Annotated in this window: 12 protein-coding genes; 7 read left to right on the top strand and 5 right to left on the bottom strand. The window is 61.0% G+C overall.

Annotation, left to right across the window (positions count from 1 at the left end):
• Position 1: 1 nt before the first annotated feature.
• Positions 2-661: a GntR family transcriptional regulator gene (locus tag ACVWYU_RS20805; RefSeq protein ID WP_247256150.1), complete on the bottom strand. Its 660-nt coding sequence runs from the start codon at positions 659-661 to the stop codon at positions 2-4.
• Positions 662-929: 268 nt separating this feature from the next.
• Between ACVWYU_RS20805 and xdhA the strand changes: the two genes are divergently transcribed.
• From xdhA to guaD, 4 genes are all read left to right on the top strand, one after another.
• Positions 930-2,384: a xanthine dehydrogenase small subunit gene (gene xdhA, locus ACVWYU_RS20800; RefSeq protein ID WP_457373562.1), complete on the top strand. Its 1,455-nt coding sequence runs from the start codon at positions 930-932 to the stop codon at positions 2,382-2,384.
• Positions 2,377-4,776, top strand: a complete 2,400-nt coding sequence (gene xdhB, locus ACVWYU_RS20795) for a xanthine dehydrogenase molybdopterin binding subunit (RefSeq protein WP_457373561.1) — start codon at positions 2,377-2,379, stop codon at positions 4,774-4,776. Before xdhA ends, xdhB begins: the two co-directional genes overlap by 8 nt.
• A gap of 139 nt (positions 4,777-4,915) precedes the next feature.
• Positions 4,916-5,773 (top strand): xanthine dehydrogenase accessory protein XdhC, encoded by an 858-nt coding sequence (xdhC, locus tag ACVWYU_RS20790; RefSeq protein WP_247256099.1) that lies wholly within the window; start codon positions 4,916-4,918, stop codon positions 5,771-5,773.
• Between the two features lie 25 nt (positions 5,774-5,798).
• A complete protein-coding gene (guaD, locus tag ACVWYU_RS20785) occupies positions 5,799-7,103 on the top strand; it encodes a guanine deaminase (protein ID WP_457373560.1) in 1,305 nt (434 codons plus the stop codon).
• A gap of 79 nt (positions 7,104-7,182) precedes the next feature.
• Here the strand turns inward: guaD and ACVWYU_RS20780 are convergent, their stop codons facing one another.
• On the bottom strand, positions 7,183-7,947 hold the full coding sequence (locus ACVWYU_RS20780; RefSeq protein ID WP_090323944.1) for a GntR family transcriptional regulator: 765 nt from the start codon (positions 7,945-7,947) through the stop codon (positions 7,183-7,185).
• A 290-nt stretch (positions 7,948-8,237) separates the two neighbouring features.
• Between ACVWYU_RS20780 and ACVWYU_RS20775 the strand changes: the two genes are divergently transcribed.
• On the top strand, positions 8,238-9,431 hold the full coding sequence (locus tag ACVWYU_RS20775; RefSeq protein WP_090323945.1) for a benzoate/H(+) symporter BenE family transporter: 1,194 nt from the start codon (positions 8,238-8,240) through the stop codon (positions 9,429-9,431).
• Positions 9,432-9,555: 124 nt separating this feature from the next.
• Here ACVWYU_RS20775 and ACVWYU_RS20770 read toward each other — a convergent pair whose 3' ends face one another.
• Positions 9,556-9,900, bottom strand: a complete 345-nt coding sequence (locus tag ACVWYU_RS20770; protein WP_007941073.1) for a YggL family protein — start codon at positions 9,898-9,900, stop codon at positions 9,556-9,558.
• Positions 9,901-10,132: 232 nt separating this feature from the next.
• On the opposite strand from ACVWYU_RS20770, the gene dacB reads away from it, so the two are divergent.
• Positions 10,133-11,593, top strand: coding sequence for a D-alanyl-D-alanine carboxypeptidase/D-alanyl-D-alanine endopeptidase (gene dacB / locus ACVWYU_RS20765; protein WP_090323947.1), 1,461 nt, complete (start codon positions 10,133-10,135; stop codon positions 11,591-11,593).
• A 114-nt stretch (positions 11,594-11,707) separates the two neighbouring features.
• On the opposite strand, the gene ACVWYU_RS20760 is transcribed toward dacB, so the two are convergent.
• Positions 11,708-14,119 (bottom strand): sensor domain-containing diguanylate cyclase, encoded by a 2,412-nt coding sequence (locus ACVWYU_RS20760; protein WP_457373559.1) that lies wholly within the window; start codon positions 14,117-14,119, stop codon positions 11,708-11,710.
• 216 nt (positions 14,120-14,335) lie between these two features.
• Positions 14,336-16,606 carry a bifunctional 23S rRNA (guanine(2069)-N(7))-methyltransferase RlmK/23S rRNA (guanine(2445)-N(2))-methyltransferase RlmL gene (gene rlmKL / locus ACVWYU_RS20755; RefSeq protein WP_090323950.1) on the bottom strand — a complete coding sequence of 757 codons (2,271 nt, stop codon included), beginning with the start codon at positions 16,604-16,606 and terminating at the stop codon, positions 14,336-14,338.
• Positions 16,607-17,137: 531 nt separating this feature from the next.
• Between rlmKL and rmf the strand changes: the two genes are divergently transcribed.
• A complete protein-coding gene (rmf, locus tag ACVWYU_RS20750) occupies positions 17,138-17,353 on the top strand; it encodes a ribosome modulation factor (protein WP_457373558.1) in 216 nt (71 codons plus the stop codon).
• Positions 17,354-17,415 lie beyond the last annotated feature (62 nt).

The raw sequence follows: 17,415 nt of genomic DNA, 5'->3' as shown, positions 1-17,415 counted from the left end.
CTTAAGCGTCCGTCAGGGCAGAGACCACCAGATCGCAACTGCGCTGGGCGTAAGCCGTCAGCACCAGGCGAATCTGCGCAAAGTCACGGGCGATCACGGCGGCAAGCAAGCGTTCGAACAGCTCCAGAAACTCGCTCATCGACGCTTTGCGCTGGTCCAGGGCGAGAAAATACGCCCGACTCATGGCCGGCTGCAGGTTCTCGACGGTTTCCTGCAGGTACGGGTTGTTGGCAAACGGATACGCGGCGCGCATCACGCTGAAACTGTCATCGACGAAGCTGCGAATGTCCTGGCGCTCGAAATCGCTGCTCAGGCGCTGCTGGATCTGCACGAACGGCGCCAGGTCGGCCTGGACTTGCCAGCCATTGGCCACGGCATTGCCCAGCAGGATGTACATCTCGCTCATCAGCGTGCACAGGCTCTGCACCTTGTGCGCGGTGAGTTCGGTGACATGGGCGCCACGTCGCGGCAGGATCGCGATCAGGTGTCGGCGTTCAAGGATCAGCAGGGCCTCGCGAACCGAGCCGCGGCTGACATTGAGTGCCAGCGTGACCTTCTGCTCCTGGATGCGCTCTCCGGGCTTCATTTCGCCGCGAATGATGCGTTCGGCGAGGTGGTGAGCGATTTGCTCGGCGAGGCTGTCCGGCGCCTTGAACGTCATGGTTGTCCCTTCAAACTCTTCGATCTGTACAGGCGGCGCAGTGTAGCGCAATTGATACGACATGGCGCAGGGCCCGCCCGGTGGTTTTTGGCACGATTCGCGCAAAAAAGCAGGCTATCCCGCAAGGGTCAATAATGAAGAAACCGGTTGTCGATCGACAAAATGCGATTTCCTGACCTTTAAGTCAGAAAATCATTGACCGAAAAGTCAGACCTGCTAAATTCGGTTCAAGTCGGTTAACAACAATAATGAGTCTGCGAGGCCTTCCGTGATCCAGTTTTTACTAAACCAGGAACTCCGTAGCGAGCACGCCCTGGACCCGAACCTGACCGTGCTCAACTATCTGCGCGACCATGTGGGCAAACCCGGCACCAAAGAAGGCTGCGCCAGCGGTGACTGCGGCGCCTGCACCGTGGTGGTCGGCGAATTGCAAACGGATGACGAGGGTCGCCAACACATCCGTTATCGCAGCCTCAACTCGTGCCTGACCTTCGTGTCGTCCCTGCACGGCAAGCAATTGATCAGCGTCGAAGACCTCAAGCACAAAGGCGAGCTGCACAGCGTGCAGAAAGCCATGGTCGAGTGCCACGGCTCACAGTGTGGTTTTTGTACGCCGGGCTTCGTCATGTCGCTGTTCGCCCTGCAAAAGAACAGCGACGAACCCGACACCCATAAAGCCCACGAAGCCCTGGCCGGCAACCTCTGCCGCTGCACCGGTTATCGCCCCATTCTGGAAGCGGCCCAACAGTCCTGCTGCGCTAAACAGCCCGACCAGTTCGACGCCCGTGAAGCCGAAACCATCGCCCGCCTCAAAGCCATTGCCCCGACCGCTATCGGAGAACTCAACAGTGGCGACAAACGTTGCCTGGTGCCGCTGACCGTGGCTGACCTGGCCGACCTCTACGACGCTTATCCACAGGCCCGCCTGCTGGCCGGCGGCACGGACCTGGCGCTGGAAGTCACCCAGTTCCACCGCACGCTGCCGGTGATGATTTACGTCGGCAACGTCGCCGAAATGAAACGCATCGAGCGCTTCGAGGATCGCCTGGAAATCGGCGCCGCCACAGCCCTTTCCGACTGCTACGACGCCTTGAAAGCCGAGTACCCGGACTTCGGCGAATTGCTGCAACGTTTTGCCTCCTTGCAGATCCGCAACCAGGGCACCCTGGGCGGCAACATCGGCAACGCCTCGCCCATCGGTGACTCGCCACCCCTGCTGATCGCCCTCGGCGCGCAAATCGTTCTGTGCAAGGGCGAAACCCGCCGCACCCTGGCGCTGGAGGATTACTTCATCGATTACCGCGTCACCGCCCGCCAGGAAAGCGAGTTCATCGAGAAGATCATCGTGCCGCGCGCCAGCGCTGAAAAACTGTTCCGCGCCTACAAAGTCTCCAAGCGCCTGGACGATGACATCTCGGCAGTGTGTGCCGCCTTCAACATTCGCCTGGAAAATGGAGTGGTCGCAGACGCCCGCGTGGCCTTCGGCGGCATGGCAGCCATTCCGAAACGTGCCGTAGCCTGTGAAGCCGCGTTGCTTGGCGCGCCTTTCAATAGCGCCACGGTCGAACGTGCCTGCGCGGCCCTGGCCGAAGATTTCACACCGCTCTCGGACTTCCGCGCCAGCAAGGAATATCGCCTGCTCAGCGCGCAGAACCTGCTGCGCAAATACTTCATCGAACTGCAAACACCGCACATCGAGACTCGGGTGACCGCTTATGTCTAATCATCACGCCGTAGAGAAGACCCAGGCCGAACTGGCTGAACTGTTCGCCAAGGACCTGACCACCGGTGTCGGCCGCAGCGTCAAGCATGACAGCGCCGCCAAGCACGTGTCCGGTGAAGCGCAGTACATCGACGATCGCCTGGAATTTCCGAACCAGTTGCACGTATACGCCCGCCTGTCGGACCGTGCCCACGCCCGGATCATCAGTATCGACACCGCGCCGTGCTACGCCTTTGAAGGCGTGCGCATCGCCATCACCCACGAAGACCTGCCGGGCCTGAAAGACATTGGCCCACTGTTGCCGGGCGACCCGCTGCTGGCAATCGATACGGTGCAGTTCGTCGGTCAACCGGTGGTCGCGGTTGCCGCGAAAGACCTGGAAACCGCGCGCAAGGCGGCGATGGCCGCGATCATTGAATACGAAGATCTGGAGCCGGTGCTGGATGTGGTCGAAGCCCTGCGCAAGCGTCACTTCGTACTCGACAGCCACACCCATCAACGCGGTGATTCAGCCACTGCGCTGGCCACCGCCGAACATCGAATCCAGGGCACGCTGCACATCGGCGGCCAGGAGCATTTCTATCTGGAAACCCAGATCTCTTCGGTGATGCCGACCGAAGACGGCGGCATGATCGTCTACTGCTCGACCCAGAACCCCACCGAAGTGCAGAAACTGGTGGCCGAAGTGCTGGATGTGTCGATGAATAAAATCGTCGTCGACATGCGCCGCATGGGTGGCGGTTTCGGTGGCAAGGAAACCCAGGCAGCGAGCCCGGCGTGCCTGTGCGCGGTGATCGCGCACCTGACCGGACAGCCCACCAAGATGCGCCTGCCGCGCGTCGAAGACATGCTGATGACCGGCAAGCGTCACCCCTTCTATGTCGAGTACGACGTCGGCTTCGACAGCACCGGCCGCCTGCACGGCATCGCCCTGGAACTGGCCGGCAACTGTGGCTGCTCACCGGACCTGTCGGCCTCGATCGTCGACCGGGCGATGTTTCACTCCGACAACTCGTATTACCTGGGCGACGCGACCATCAACGGTCACCGCTGCAAGACCAACACCGCGTCGAACACCGCCTACCGTGGTTTCGGCGGTCCGCAAGGCATGGTCGCCATCGAAGAAGTGATGGACGCCATCGCCCGTCATCTGGCCCTCGATCCGCTGGCCGTGCGCAAGGCCAACTACTACGGCAAGACCGAGCGCAACGTCACCCACTACTACCAGACCGTCGAGCACAACATGCTCGAGGAAATGACCGCCGAACTGGAAGAAAGCAGCCAGTACGCCGAGCGCCGCGAAGCGATCCGCCGCTACAACGCCAACAGCCCGATCCTGAAAAAAGGCCTGGCGCTGACCCCGGTGAAATTCGGCATTTCCTTCACTGCCAGCTTCCTCAACCAGGCCGGCGCGCTGGTGCATGTCTACACCGACGGCAGCATTCACCTGAACCACGGCGGCACAGAAATGGGCCAGGGCCTGAACACCAAAGTCGCGCAAGTCGTGGCCGAAGTGTTCCAGGTGGAAATGGACCGCGTGCAGATCACCGCGACCAACACCGATAAAGTGCCGAACACCTCACCGACTGCCGCCTCCAGTGGCGCCGACCTGAACGGCAAGGCGGCGCAGAACGCCGCCGAAACCATCAAGCAGCGCCTGGTGGAATTCGCCGCGCGGCAATACAAGGTCAGCGAAGAAGACGTGGAATTCCACAACGGCCACGTGCGGGTTCGCGATCACATCCTGACCTTCGAGGCCCTGATCCAGCAGGCGTATTTCGCCCAGGTGTCGCTGTCGAGCACCGGGTTCTACAAGACCCCGAAAATCTACTACGACCGCAGCCAGGCCCGTGGTCGTCCGTTCTACTACTTCGCCTTCGGCGCGGCGTGCTGCGAAGTGCTGGTCGATACCCTGACCGGCGAATACAAGATGCTGCGCACCGACATCCTGCACGACGTCGGCGCCTCGCTGAACCCGGCGATCGACATCGGCCAGGTCGAAGGCGGTTTCATCCAGGGCATGGGCTGGCTGACCATGGAAGAGCTGGTCTGGAACAACAAAGGCAAGCTGATGACCAACGGCCCGGCCAGCTACAAGATCCCGGCCGTGGCGGACATGCCGCTGGACCTGCGGGTGAAGCTGGTGGAAAACCGCAAGAACCCGGAAGACACGGTGTTCCACTCCAAGGCCGTGGGCGAACCGCCCTTCATGCTCGGTATCGCCGCGTGGTGTGCAATCAAGGACGCCGTGGCAAGCCTGGGCGACTACAAGCATCAACCGAAAATCGATGCACCGGCGACCCCGGAACGCGTGTTGTGGGGCTGTGAGCAGATGCGCCAGTTGAAGGTGGCGAAGGCTGTCGAGGCTGAAACCGAGTTGGCTCCGCTCTAAGCCCGAGGCGCTGCCATCGCTGGCAAGCCAGCTCCCACAGACAGGCGCTGAATCGCGCTTATGCGATCGACGCAAACCCTGTGGGAGCTGGCTTGCCAGCGAAGAGGCCCGAACAGACAACGAAGATGTCGAGGTGAACATGTACAACTGGATCGACGCCCTCGCCGACCTGCAAAACCGCGGTGAACCCTGCGTGTTGGTGACCATCATCGAAGAGCTCGGCTCGACGCCACGCAATGCCGGTTCGAAGATGGTCATCAGTGCCAGCCAGACGTTCGACACCATCGGTGGCGGGCACCTGGAATACAAGGCCATGCAGATCGCCCGCGAGATGCTCGCCAGCGGCAAGCAGGACACCCATCTGGAGCGCTTCAGCCTCGGCGCGAGCCTGGGCCAGTGCTGCGGTGGCGCCACCGTATTGCTGTTCGAACCGATGGGCCAGGTCCAGGCGCAGATCGCCGTGTTCGGCGCCGGCCATGTCGGCCGCGCACTGGTGCCGCTGCTGGCCAGCCTGCCCTGCCGGGTGCGCTGGATCGACTCGCGGGATGCGGAGTTCCCCGAGCAGATCCCCCACGGCGTGCGCAAGATTGTCAGCGAAGAACCGGTGGACGAAATCGACGACCTGCCCGCCGGCAGCTACTGCATCGTCATGACCCACAACCATCAGCTCGACCTGGAACTCACCGCCGCGATCCTCAAGCGCAATGACTTCGCTTACTTCGGTCTGATCGGCTCGAAGACCAAGCGCGTGAAGTTCGAACATCGCCTGCGCGACCGCGGATTCGACAGCAGCGTCGTGCAACGCATGCGCTGCCCGATGGGCATCGGCGAAGTCAAAGGCAAGTTGCCTGTGGAAATCGCCATCTCCATCGCCGGCGAAATCATCGCCACCTATAACGCCAATTTCGGCCAACAGACCGCCAACGCCGAACCGATTGCCAAACTGCTGCCCGTGTCGCGCCGCAGTCAGGCCACAAAACTGAAAGCCTCAAACTGATGAGCTTCATAAATAGAGAATGACCATGCCTTTGACTCGCAAAGCCTACCGCGCCGCCATTCTGCACAGCATTGCCGACCCCGCCGAAGTCGGGATCGAAGCCTCCTACGAGTATTTCGAGGACGGCCTGCTGGTGGTGGATAACGGCCAGATCAGCGCCCTTGGCCACGCCAGCGACTTGCTGCCGACCCTGCCGGCGGACATCGAGATCACCCATTACCAGGATGCCCTGATCACCCCGGGCTTCATCGACACCCACATCCACCTGCCGCAAACCGGCATGGTCGGCGCCTATGGCGAGCAACTGCTGGACTGGCTCAACACCTACACCTTCCCGTGCGAGAGCCAATTCGCGAACAAGGCCCACGCCGATGAGGTCGCGGACATCTTCATCAAGGAACTGCTGCGCAACGGCACCACCACCGCACTGGTGTTCGGCAGCGTGCATCCGCAATCGGTGAACTCGTTCTTCGAAGCCGCCGAACAGCTGGACCTGCGGATGATCGCCGGCAAGGTGATGATGGACCGCAATGCCCCGGATTACCTGACCGACACCGCCGAGTCCAGCTACGTCGAAAGCAAGGCGCTGATCGAGCGCTGGCACGGCAAGGGCCGCCTGCACTACGCGGTGACCCCGCGCTTCGCGCCGACCAGCACCCCGGAACAATTGACCCTCGCTGGCCAGTTGCTGACCGAATACCCCGATCTGTACATGCAGACCCACATCAGCGAGAACCTCAAGGAAATCGAGTGGGTAAAGGAACTGTTCCCGGAGCGCAAGGGCTACCTGGACGTCTATGATCACTACCAGTTGCTGGGCAAGCGCTCGGTGTTTGCCCACGGCGTGCACCTGTGCGATGACGAGTGCGCGCGCCTGGCAGAAACCGGCTCGGCCATTTCGTTCTGTCCGACTTCGAACTTCTTCCTCGGCAGCGGCCTGTTCAATCTGCCGATGGCCGAGAAGCACAAGCTCAATGTCGGCATCGGTACCGATGTCGGTGGCGGCACCAGTTTCTCGCTGCTGCAAACCCTTAACGAAGCGTACAAGGTCATGCAACTGCAAGGTGCGCGTCTGAGCCCGTTCAAATCGCTGTACCTGGCGACCCTCGGCGGCGCCCGCGCCCTGCGCCTGGAAGACAAGATCGGCACCCTGCAGCCGGGCACGGACGCCGACTTCCTGGTGCTGGACTACAACGCCACGCCACTGCTGGGCTATCGCCTGAAGCAGGCCAATAACATCGCCGAGACGCTGTTTGTGTTGATGACCCTGGGGGATGACCGGACCGTGCTGCAGACGTATGCGGCGGGGAATCTGGTGCATCAGCGCTAGGTTTCACAGGCATAAAAAAATCCCCCGTGATCGTCAGATACCGGGGGATTTTTTGTGTCCTTGAGACCGCCTCGGTATTTCAGAGCTTTGCGGTGGAACGCCCAGGCTTCTTGGTCTGCAACAAATGTGAAAACACCGCATGCAAATCATCTGACGCGCTTTCTTCGTCGAGGTTGAGTTTGCTGTCGATGTGATCCATGTGATGCATCATCAGGTCCACTGCCAGTTCACCGTTGCGCGCCTCGATGGCGTCGATCAACTGGGTGTGTTCGTCGTAGGAACAGTGGGAACGGTTGCCGCTTTCATACTGGGCGATGATCAGCGAAGTCTGGGACACCAGGCTGCGCTGGAAGCTGATCAACGGGGCGTTTTTCGCCGCTTCAGCCAGTTTCAGGTGGAATTCGCCCGACAGGCGGATGCCCGCACCGCGATCGCCGCGGGAGAAGCTGTCGCGCTCGTCGTTGACCATCTGGCGCAACTCGGCAATCTGTTCGGCGGTAGCGTGTTGCACCGCCAGTTCGGTGATGGCGCGCTCTACCAGACGCCGTGCCATGAACACCTGGCGGGCCTCTTCGACACTCGGGCTGGCCACCACCGCGCCGCGATTCGGACGCAGCAGTACCACGCCTTCATGAGCCAGGCGCGACAGTGCACGACGAATGATGGTGCGGCTGACCCCGAAAATTTCCCCCAGCGCTTCTTCACTCAGCTTGGTGCCGGGCGCCAGGCGCTGTTCGAGGATCGCCTCGAAGATATGCGCATAGACAATATCGTCCTGGGTACCGCTGCGGCCGGCTTTGCCTGCTCGCGGTTGTTTCTTGAGGGGCTGCAACTGTTCGTTCATGGGCACTCGAGTCGGGAGAACTGCGGCGAATTGACCGTGACTGTAATACGGCACAGTGGGTCGCTGGCAAGTATCGCGTAAAAAACACTGCAATTGTACACAATGAATGGTGGCAACACGACTGTATGGCTGTTTGTCGCTTCCGCTGTATCGCAACGATTGGTTACGTTTGAGTTTAGGCTTAATCGCAGAATCCGCCTTTGCACAGAATCCCTGTGGGAGCGAGCCCGTTCCCACAATGGAATTGTGGTGTGGCGGACATCTTTATCAGAACAAGGAACATCACCGTCATGAGCGACGCCACGCACACGCAACTGCGCCCATGGGCCGATACATCGCCTTCCGCCATCGTCGCCGGCTTCATCGCCATGATGACCGGCTACACCAGCTCCCTGGTGCTGATGTTCCAGGCCGGGCAAGCAGCGGGCCTGAGCAGCGGGCAGATTTCGTCGTGGATCTGGGCGATCTCCATCGGCATGGCGGTGTGCTCCATCGGCCTGTCGCTGCGCTATCGCACGCCGATCACCATTGCCTGGTCGACCCCTGGCGCCGCCCTGCTGATCACCAGCCTTGGCGGCGTGAGCTACGGCGAGGCCATTGGTGCCTACATTACCTGCGCCGTGCTGGTGACGATCTGCGGGCTGACCGGCAGCTTCGAACGCCTGATGAAAAAAATCCCGGCGTCCTTGGCGGCTGCATTACTGGCGGGAATCCTGTTCAAGATCGGCAGTGAAATTTTCGTCGCCGCCCAGCATCGCACCGCGCTGGTGCTGGGCATGTTCTTCACCTACCTGGTGGTTAAACGGCTGTCCCCCCGCTATGCGGTATTGGGCGCGTTGCTGATCGGTACGGCCTTGTCGGGACTGATGGGGCTGCTGGACTTCAGTGGATTCCACCTGGAAGCGGCGACACCGGTCTGGACCACCCCGCACTTCTCCCTGGCCGCGACCATCAGCATTGGCATTCCACTGTTCGTCGTGGCAATGACCTCGCAGAACATGCCCGGCATTGCCGTACTGCGCGCCGACGGTTACACGGTGCCGGCCTCACCGCTGATCACCACCACCGGCATCGCCTCGCTGCTGCTGGCGCCGTTCGGCTCCCACGGGATCAACCTCGCCGCCATCAGCGCTGCCATTTGCACCGGGCCGCACGCCCATGAAGACCGCAACAAGCGCTACACGGCGGCTGTCTGGTGCGGGATTTTCTACGGGATCGCCGGGGTGTTCGGTGCGACGCTGGCGGCCCTGTTTGCCGCACTGCCCAAGGAACTGGTGCTGTCGATTGCCGCGCTGGCGCTGTTCGGCTCGATCATCAACGGCTTGAGCATTGCCATGAGCGAGGTGAAGGAACGTGAAGCGGCGCTGATCACCTTCATGGTCACGGCATCGGGGCTGACGCTGTTTTCCATTGGTTCGGCGTTTTGGGGGATTGTCGCGGGGGTGGTGACGCTGCTGATTCTGAACTGGCGCAAAGCCTTGTAGGAGCGAGCTTGCTCGCGATGGTCGTCAACGATAACGCTGGACACATGACGCCTCGCAGCGCTTTGAGGTTCATCGCGACGCTTACAAAAAAACGGCGACCCATGGGTCGCCGCTTTTCAGAACATCAAGCTACCGGATTGATCGGCTTTTCCGGGTACCAAACGTCGATCAGCGGGCTGACAGTTGCTTCGGTCAGTTCGCTACGGCCCTTGAGCCAGGCTTCAACAGCGGCGCGCTGAGCTTCAGTCACCGAACCACGCTTCTGCAGGCAAACCAGACCGAAGTCGTCGCCGCCCACATAGCCCAGACCGTTGGCTTCCATGGCTTCTTTCAGGAACGCGTCGAGGAAAGCATCAATGGCTTCATCAGCCAAATCTTCTTTGAAATCCAGGTTCAGCTCGAAACCCAGCTCTTGAAATTCATCGACGCACAGTTTTTTGCGCAGACGCTGGGAACGGTTAGTCGCCATTGGAACAATCCTCTTAAGTAATAACGGGCGGCACTTTAGCAGTTTAAGCCGCCGATTGCCCGCCTCTGAACGGCGCCAGGCCTGCCATTGGTAAAAAATAGCGGATTAGAGGGCCAAGGCACGGCACAAGCCACAACACCTTGGGGCATAATGCCGACACTTTCATGACCACTGAGGGAATTTGTTTTCATGCCCTCGTCTTTTCCCCCTCGGCTGTAGGGTTTTATTTCACATGATCAAATCGTTGCGTCCATTGCTCCTGGCCGGTCTTCTCCTTCCCCTGGCCCTCCCCGTCTACGCTGATCCGATCAACACCGCGTTATCGCCCAACGTTGAGAAAGCCCTCAAGGCCAGCAAATTGCAGGACAACGCCCTGTCGCTGGTGATGATTCCACTCACCGGCCCCGGCACCCCGACTGTTTTCAACGCTGATGTGTCGGTCAACCCGGCCTCGACCATGAAACTGGTGACCACCTACGCGGCCCTGGAAATGCTCGGCCCGAACCATCAGTGGAAAACCGAGTTCTACACCGATGGCACCCTCAGTGGCGGCATCCTCAACGGCAACCTCTACCTCAAGGGTGGCGGCGATCCGAAGCTGAACATGGAGAAACTCTGGCTGCTGATGCGCGACCTGCGGGCCAATGGCGTGACCCAGGTCACCGGCGATCTGGTGCTGGACAAGAGCTTCTTCGTGCAACCGCAACTGCCGGAGTTCAATGACGACGGCAACGACGAAAACAAACCGTTCCTGGTCAAGCCCGATGCGTTGCTGGTCAACCTCAAGGCCCTGCGATTCGTTGCGCGTAACGACTCGGGCAAGGTATTGGTTTCGGTGGAGCCGCCGATTGCCACCATCCGCATCGACAATCAGGTCAAGGCCATCAACTCCAAACAATGCACCGGCGGTGTGCGCTACAACCCGGTGCCCCAGGCCGATGGCAGCGTGACCGTGACCGTGGGTGGCCAGTTGGGAGAAGGCTGCAGTTCGCAGACCTACCTGTCGCTGCTTGACCATGCGACCTACACCGCCGGCGCTGTGCGCGCGATCTGGAAGGAACTGGGCGGCAGCATCCAGGGCAAAGATGTCCTGGCGCCAACGCCCAAAGACGCCAAGGTACTGGCGCGGGCGTTCTCGCCGGACCTGGCGGAAATCATCCGCGACATCAACAAATACAGTAACAACACCATGGCTCAACAGCTGTTCCTGAGCCTGGGCCAGAAATTCCGTACCGACGCCGATGCCGACGACGCCAAGGCCGCCCAGCGTGTGGTGCGTCAGTGGCTGGCGAAGAAAGGCATCACCGCACCGCACCTGGTGATGGAAAACGGTTCCGGCCTGTCCCGCTCCGAACGCGTCAGCGCCCGGGAAATGGCCTCGATGCTGCAAGCCGCGTGGCACAGCCCTTACGCCGCCGAATACATCAGCTCGATGCCGATTGCCGGCACTGACGGCACCATGCGCAAACGCCTGAAAACCACGGCAATGCGCGGTGAAGCCCACGTCAAGACCGGTACCCTGAATACCGTGCGCGCAATCGCCGGCTTCAGCCGCGACGTCAACGGCAATACCTGGGCCGTGGTGGCGATCCTCAACGACAAGGCACCGTTTGGCGCCTCGTCGGTGCTTGATCAGGTGCTGCTGGACCTGTATCGCCAGCCAAAACTGGCGCAGACCGCCTCGGCGCTGTAATACGCCGCGAAACCCAGTGCAGGAGCGAGCCTGGTCGCGATGGTGTGTCAGTCGACAACTCTGTAGCTGATGCACCATCGCGAGCGGGCTCGCTCCTACAGGGATTGCGTCGGGTCAGTCCGCCTCGCCCTGCACTCGATCCCTCCCCTCCTGTTTCGCCACATAAACCCCCGAGTCCGCCCGCAGCAACAGCGCATCGGCGCCCTCGCCGGCCCGCCAACTGGCAATCCCGAAACTCGCGGTAACCACCCCCACTTCGTCGATCGGTGCACTGCGCAAGCTTTGCCACAATTCCAGCGCCAGCAGATAAGCCTGTTCGCCGCCAATGTCCGGGCAAAGCACCATGAACTCTTCGCCACCCAGACGACAGAACACGTCCGTGCGGCGCAACCGCAGGCCGATGCGCTCGCACACCGCCTTCAACACCCGATCGCCGACGGCATGGCCATACTGGTCATTGATGCGCTTGAAGTGGTCGATATCGAGCATGATCACCGAGAGTTCGCCACCACCGCGCTCGACCCGGGCCATTTCGCTGGTCAGGCGTTCCTGGAAATAGCGACGGTTGTGAATGCCGGTCAGGGAATCGGTGACAGACAGCGCGCGCAGCTCTTCTTCCACCCGCTTCAAATCGGAGATGTCCGAGATATAACCATGCCAGAGCACACCGCCGCCGGGCAGCTCCTCGGGGGTCGCCTCGCCGCGCACCCAACGCAGGCCGCGCTGGGGAAGCTGTACGCGGTACTCCTCGCGCCAGTGGCTGAGGGTCTCGGCAGAGGCCCGGATCGAAGCGCGGACCCGGGTGGTGTCCTGGGGATGAATTCGCGTGAAGATCGCCTCGGCGTTGAGCAGCAGCACGTCCGGATCAAGTTCGTAGATCTCGCGGATGCCGTCGCTGGCGTAGATCACGCTGAAGCGACCGTCGAATTCCATCTTGAACTGGTAGATCCCGCCGGGCACATGGGCGCTGAGCTTCTTCAGCAAGACGTCCCGTGCCGCCAGCGCTTCATGCACGCGTTTGCGCTCGGTGATGTCGATGCAAACCGCCAGGTGTCCGACCCACAACCCCTGCTCATCCAGCACCGGGGTCGCCAGCATGTTGACCATCAGATGGCTGCCATCGCCCCGTACCAGCGTCCATTCCTGCGCTTCGTGGCCGCCCTCTACATTGCCTTCCACGCTGCCCTCGACCAGCATCGCGTGGCAGGTTGGCACCGGTTTGCCATAACGTGCACTCAACTCCGCCGAACGTGCTTCCAGCTCCCGGGGCAAGTGCAGGTTTTCCAGGGTCATGTGCCCCACCACTTCGGCGGCGCGGTAGCCGAGCATCTGTTCGGCGCCGGCATTGAAGGTGCTGATGACCCCACGCAAGTCCGTGGCGATGATCGCTACCTGGGTCGCGGCATTCAGCACGCCGCGCAGTTGGCCGTGGGTGCCGCGTAATTCCTGCTCGCGGGCGCGCAGTTCACCGGTGCGCTGCTCAACCAGCTTCAACGCGCGCTGACGCTGACTGACCAGCACATACAGCAAGGCACTGAGCAGCACACTGAGCAAACCGCCGAGCACCACCAGCGTGGTCACTGACGAATGATTGGCCAACAGGAAGGCCTCGCTGGGCTGGATATCGACCTGATAATCATGGTCAGCCAGGCGTAACAGGCGAGTCGTCGACAATTCACTGAGTGCCGGTGCATTGGGCGATTCGAACAGCACTTCATGCTGATCGTCTGTGGATAAATCGAGAATGCGCACCGACAGGTAGTCACGCTCGGCCTCGGGCAATCCGTCGGCCAGCAACTGGCGCATGCTGATCACCGCCATGACATAACCGAAGGGTTTGTTGTTCACCGCATCGGGGTCATCGCGCAACGTGACTGGCGCGACCAGCAGCACGCCCCGCGCATAGGCGGGTTCGATACTGACCAGATGCATGGGTTGCGACACCGCCATGCCGCGATGCTGATCGGCCCTCTCCAGGGTCGCGCGCCGCAAGGGCTGGGCCAGCAAGTCATAGCCAAACGGCGCACCGAGCTTGCTTTGCGTCTGGCTGTACAGCACCACCACGTACTCTTCACGCTCGCCGGCCGGTTGCAGTTGACCATCAGCGTTGAGCTCGCGCACGGTGAAATTCGTCAGGCCCTCATCCCGCACTCGACGCTCGAAAGCCTCCCGCTGGTCGCCCCTTATCCGCTGGGCGAACGAATAGGCCTGGGTACGGCGTAACAGAGGCTGTGTATAGCCGTTGAATTCTGCACGGGAGACCGCATCGGAATTGGTAAAGAAGCGGCGCAGGCCATCGAGGCGCTGCTCCTGATCCTGGAAACGTTCTTCGATACGGCTGTAACGCTCGCTGGCCAGCAGCTGGAAACGTTGCCGCAGTTGATGCTGAAACACATTCAGCGTCGACCAGGCCAGCAATCCCGTGAGGATCCCGCCGACGAGCAATACCAGAAGCGCGACCAGCCAGGCCGAAACGTCTTCGCTGATAAAACCCAGGATTTTTGGGCGCACGGCGTGCAACGACATAAACGCGACTCAAAACGCCAGGTGCAGGAAAGCCCTTTGGCCCTGAGTGGAGTTATAGCTATTAGCCACTAATTTGACCAGTGCCCCCGCAGGAGCGAGCCGGCTTGCGATGGACTCCGATGTACCGCGTGCATTCAATAATGCACGCGTTATCGTTGACGACCATCGTCGGAGCGCCGCCCGGAGCAAGCTCGATCCTACGAGTGGATCCGCGTATCAGCGGGCCATGATTTTCCAGGCACGGTGAATCTTGCCGTTACGGGCAAAATCCGGATCGATGGTCTGGGCGGTGATTTCCTCGACCGCATAACGCTCGCTGAGGTTGGGTTCGAGCTCGAACTTGCGGAAGTTGTTGGAGAAGTACAGCACCCCGCCTGGCGCCAGACGTGCCATGGCCAGGTCAATCAACTGCACCTGGTCACGTTGCACGTCGAAGATCCCTTCCATGCGCTTGGAGTTGGAGAAGGTCGGCGGGTCGATGAAGATCAGGTCGTACTCTTCACGGGCATTTTCCAGCCAGGCCATCACATCGCCCTGCTCCAGGCGGTTCTTGTCGGAAAATCCGTTCAGCGACAGGTTGCGACGCGCCCAGTCCAGGTAGGTTTTCGACAGGTCGACGCTGGTGGTGCTGCGCGCGCCGCCCTTGGCCGCATGAACGCTGGCCGTCGCGGTGTAGCAGAACAGGTTGAGGAAGCGCTTGCCGGCCGCCTCTTTCTGAATGCGCATGCGCATCGGCCGGTGATCGAGGAACAGCCCGGTGTCGAGGTAATCGGTGAGGTTCACCAGCAGCTTCACGCCGCCTTCGTTGACCTCGACGAATTTGCCCTGCGCAGCCTGACGCTCGTACTGTTTGGTGCCGCTCTGACGCTCGCGGCGCTTGACCACCACACGGCTCTTGTCGATGTTCAAGGCCTGCGGAATCGCCGCCAGGGCATCGAACATGCGCGCCGAAGCCTTTTCCGGGTCGATGGATTTCGGCGCAGCGTATTCCTGAACGTGGACCCAATCGTGATACAGGTCGATGGCCATGGAGTATTCCGGCATGTCGGCATCGTAGACGCGGTAGCAATCGATGCCCTCACGCTTGACCCACTTGCCCAGCGCCTTGAGATTTTTTTGCAGGCGGTTGGCGAACATCTGCCCGCCTTCGCTCAGGCGCGGCTGCTCGATCACCGGAGCCGGTGCCGGCGCCGGTTTGATCGGATTGCCGTTTTTGTTGTACTTGCGCTCTTGCGGCTCGGTCGGCGCCTGATCATAGATCGCTTGCTCACGCTCGGCCTGACGCTGTTCCGGGGAACGACGCTCACCGGTGACGAACTGGTCCGGCAGCACCTTGATCAGCAGCAATTTGCACGGCAAGGCGCCGTTCCAGAACGAATACTGCTTGTGGCTGCGGATGCCCATGCGCTTGCCCAGGTCCGGCGCGCCGGTGAACACCGCCGCTTCCCAGTTCAGGCAGGCCTGGCGCAGGCGTTCGCCGAGGTTCTGGTAGAGGTAGAGCAGGCTCGCCTCGTCGCCCAGACGCTCGCCGTACGGCGGGTTGCAGATCACCAGGCCTTTCTGGTTCTGGTCCGGGCGCGGCTCGAAGGTCGCGACTTCGCCCTGGTAGATCTTGATCCACTCGCTCAGGCCGGCACGCTCGACGTTGTTGCGGCCCGGCTGAATCAGACGCGGGTCGGCTTCGTAACCGCGAATCCACAGCGGCGGCTTGGCCAGCCCGGCCGCGGCACGCTCGACGGCTTCTTCATGCAGTTTTTTCCACAGCGCCGGCACGTGACCGAGCCACGCGGTGAAGCCCCACTGCTCGCGGCGCAGGTTCGGCGCCATGTCGGCGGCGATCATTGCTGCTTCGACGAGGAATGTACCAACACCGCACATCGGGTCCGCCAGCGCCCCGCCTTCGGCTGCAATGCGTGGCCAGCCGGAACGGATCAGGATGGCGGCCGCGAGGTTTTCCTTCAGCGGCGCCGCGCCCTGCTGCAGGCGGTAACCGCGCTGGTGCAGGCTGTGGCCGGACAGGTCGAGGGAGAGGATCGCTTCGCCACGGTCCAGGCGCAGGTGGATGCGCAGGTCCGGGTTGAGCTTGTCGATGGACGGGCGGTCACCTTGCGGGGTGCGCAGTTTGTCGACGATGGCATCCTTGACCTTCAAGGCGCCGAAGTGGGTGTTGTCGATGCCCGAGCCGTGACCGCTGAACTCGACGGCCAGGGTGCCGTCGTTGAGCATGTGGTCTTGCCACTCGATATCGAGCACGCCGTGATAGAGGTCTTCGGCGTCCTTCATCGGGAAGCGCTTGAGCACCAGCAGCACGCGGTTCGCCAGACGCGACCACAGGCACAGGCGATAAGCGGTTTCCATGGTGGCCATGCCGCGCACGGCAGAGGTGTGCTCCCGCGCTTCCTCAAGGCCAAGCCCGACGGCTTCCTCGATGAGCAGGCCTTCAAGGCCTTTGGGGCAAGTGAGGAAGAGTTCGAAACGATCGGACATGGGAGTTCCAGAGCCTTTAGCTGAGTGAGCCGGCAACGCATTGCCGGCCCGGTTTTCAATCAGGCGCTTTTCTCGAAGAGCGCCCGCGTGGCACGAAGGTGTGCCGTTCCACCCCTGCTGCTCGGGTTAAAAGAGCTTAGATGCAAGGACAGATAAAAAAGTTGATGCAACAAAATGTCATAACTCGACCCTTCGTCGAATAATCCCGCGCTGCAACGCGAGGCATTCTCACCAAAGGATTAACCCCGGCATCCGGCGGGGGGCCGATCATACAGGGCTTTGATCAATAAATACGCGACAAACATCGTGTTACTTATGGCCATAGCATCTTTATGGTTACGTCCTTATGACAAAACGATCATTCCCTCGATGTGACGCATTGGTTAGAACTCAACTCAGGTTGGCGCCGCAATGACGCCAACACCTTGGCTCGCCACGCCGGCAGCGAGCCCCCCAACGGCAGAGTTTTTCTGCCTGACCTCGATTGAGGTCGACGCGATGAAAACAGTCAACAAGTGAGGGCTACACCCTATGAGAAGACTTAAGCGTGATCCGTTGGAAAGAGCGTTTTTGCGCGGATATCAATATGGCGTTGGTGGCAAATCCCGTGAGCTTTGCCCATTTACTCTACCGTCGGTACGCCAAGCCTGGATTAACGGCTGGCGAGAAGGACGCGGCGACCACTGGGACGGTATGACCGGCACTGCGGGAATCCACAGACTCAACGAACTTCACGCCGTCGGCTAACACAGGGCACACACTCCGACACGACAATCTGATTACGTAACGAATTAACCACGCACGTCCCA

This window comes from Pseudomonas sp. TE12234 (assembly GCF_054061835.1).
This window is presented reverse-complemented; position numbering and strand designations above follow the sequence as displayed.

Excerpts from the sequence above, each read along its gene's own strand:
- rlmKL (WP_090323950.1), bottom strand. The coding sequence starts at position 16,606 with ATGTCCGATCGTTTCGAACTCTTCCTCACTTGCCCCAAAGGCCTTGAA.
- ACVWYU_RS20805 (WP_247256150.1), bottom strand. The coding sequence starts at position 661 with ATGACGTTCAAGGCGCCGGACAGCCTCGCCGAGCAAATCGCTCACCAC.
- rmf (WP_457373558.1), top strand. The coding sequence starts at position 17,138 with ATGAGAAGACTTAAGCGTGATCCGTTGGAAAGAGCGTTTTTGCGCGGA.
- dacB (WP_090323947.1), top strand. The coding sequence starts at position 10,133 with ATGATCAAATCGTTGCGTCCATTGCTCCTGGCCGGTCTTCTCCTTCCC.
- ACVWYU_RS20775 (WP_090323945.1), top strand. The coding sequence starts at position 8,238 with ATGAGCGACGCCACGCACACGCAACTGCGCCCATGGGCCGATACATCG.
- ACVWYU_RS20760 (WP_457373559.1), bottom strand. The coding sequence starts at position 14,119 with ATGTCGTTGCACGCCGTGCGCCCAAAAATCCTGGGTTTTATCAGCGAA.
- xdhC (WP_247256099.1), top strand. The coding sequence starts at position 4,916 with ATGTACAACTGGATCGACGCCCTCGCCGACCTGCAAAACCGCGGTGAA.
- ACVWYU_RS20780 (WP_090323944.1), bottom strand. The coding sequence starts at position 7,947 with ATGAACGAACAGTTGCAGCCCCTCAAGAAACAACCGCGAGCAGGCAAA.
- ACVWYU_RS20770 (WP_007941073.1), bottom strand. The coding sequence starts at position 9,900 with ATGGCGACTAACCGTTCCCAGCGTCTGCGCAAAAAACTGTGCGTCGAT.
- xdhB (WP_457373561.1), top strand. The coding sequence starts at position 2,377 with ATGTCTAATCATCACGCCGTAGAGAAGACCCAGGCCGAACTGGCTGAA.
- guaD (WP_457373560.1), top strand. The coding sequence starts at position 5,799 with ATGCCTTTGACTCGCAAAGCCTACCGCGCCGCCATTCTGCACAGCATT.